The sequence below is a fragment of the Chachezhania sediminis genome (genome assembly GCF_009765275.1).
Taxonomy (GTDB): Bacteria; Pseudomonadota; Alphaproteobacteria; order Rhodobacterales; family Rhodobacteraceae; genus Chachezhania; species Chachezhania sediminis.
The window spans coordinates 1-1,326 of sequence record NZ_VOPH01000028.1; the positions used below are offsets into that span (position 1 = coordinate 1).

Genomic DNA, 1,326 nt, shown 5'->3' on the forward strand with positions numbered 1-1,326 from the left:
TGAACCGCCCCGGCTTGCCCGGAGAGCAAAATTCTCAAAGGATAGCTCTCCATGGACAGGAAGAAGAATACGACGAGCCCGTACCCGGCGGAGTTCCGCGAGCGGGCGGTTCAGATGGTGATGGACCATCTTGATGGCTACCGCAGCTTGACGGCCGCGGTGCGCGATATCGCCGACAAGCTGGGCTGCTCACCGGACAGCCTGCGCGTCTGGTACAAGCAAGCGCAGCGCGACGCCGGCAAGGAGGCGGAGCCGACGAGCGCAGAGAAGGCCCGCATCAAGGAACTTGAACGCGAGAACCGGGAGTTGCGGCAGGCAAACGAGATCCTGAAGAAGGCCAGCGCTTATTTTGCCCAGGCGGAGCTCGACCGCCCGTTCCGCAAATGACTGCCTTCATTGACGAATTCCGAGAAGAGTTCGGGGTCGAGCCGATCTGCCGCGTGCTGCCGATCGCCCCGTCCACCTATCATGCGCGGAAGGCCGTTGCCCGGGACCCATCCTGCGCATCGGCACGCATGCGGCGCGATGCGCAGCTGAAGGACAAGATCCAAGAGGTCTGGTCTGAGAACCGCAAACTCTACGGCGCGCGGAAAGTCTGGCACGCTCTGAAGCGCGACGGCGTCGAGGTGGCACGCTGCACCGTGGAGCGTTTGATGCGCGAGATGGGGCTGCAGGGAGTCGTGCGCGGCAAGAAGATCGTCACGACAAATCCCGACACCGCGAGGCCTTGCCCGGACGACAAGGTCAACCGCGCGTTCCATGCGGATCGACCGAACCAGCTCTGGGTGTCAGACTTCACTTATGTGCCGACCTGGTCGGGCACCGTTTACGTCGCATTCGTCATCGACGTTTTCGCGCGCCGGATCGTCGGGTGGCGTGTATCCAGCTCGATGACAACCCAGTTCGTACTTGATGCCCTCGAGCAAGCGCTTTGGCAGAGAAAGCCGCTTGGAAACAAGAGCTTGACCCACCATTCGGACCGCGGATCCCAATACCTGTCCATCAGGTACACCGAGCGGCTGGCCGATGCCGAGGTGGACCCATCAGTCGGGACGGTCGGGGACTCCTACGATAATGCCCTCGCCGAAAGCGTGATTGGTCTGTTCAAGGCCGAAGTCATCAAGCAGCTCGGGCCCTGGAAGATGATGCGAGACGTCGAGTGGGAAACCATGAACTGGGTCGATTGGTACAATCAGAACCGGCTTCTCAGCTCAATCGGCTACATGCCGCCAGCCGAGGCCGAGCGGCGATGTCTTGAACAAATCGAAGCTATGGATAAGGTCGCATAACGCGTTGAACGAAACGCTCTCCGGGCAAGCCGGGGCG

Annotated in this window: 1 protein-coding gene and 1 other annotated feature; the gene reads left to right on the forward strand. The window is 61.3% G+C overall.

The annotated features are described in order from the left end of the window. Positions 1 to 51 precede the first annotated feature (51 nt). A protein-coding gene (locus FQK05_RS25760) for an IS3 family transposase (protein ID WP_407644523.1) occupies positions 52 to 1,289 on the forward strand; the annotation gives its coding sequence in 2 pieces (ribosomal slippage) (positions 52 to 349 and positions 349 to 1,289; 1,239 coding nt in all). Continuing rightward, positions 342 to 458 (forward strand) — a sequence feature (AL1L pseudoknot). Its footprint overlaps the gene before it by 117 nt. Positions 1,290 to 1,326: the final 37 nt, after the last annotated feature.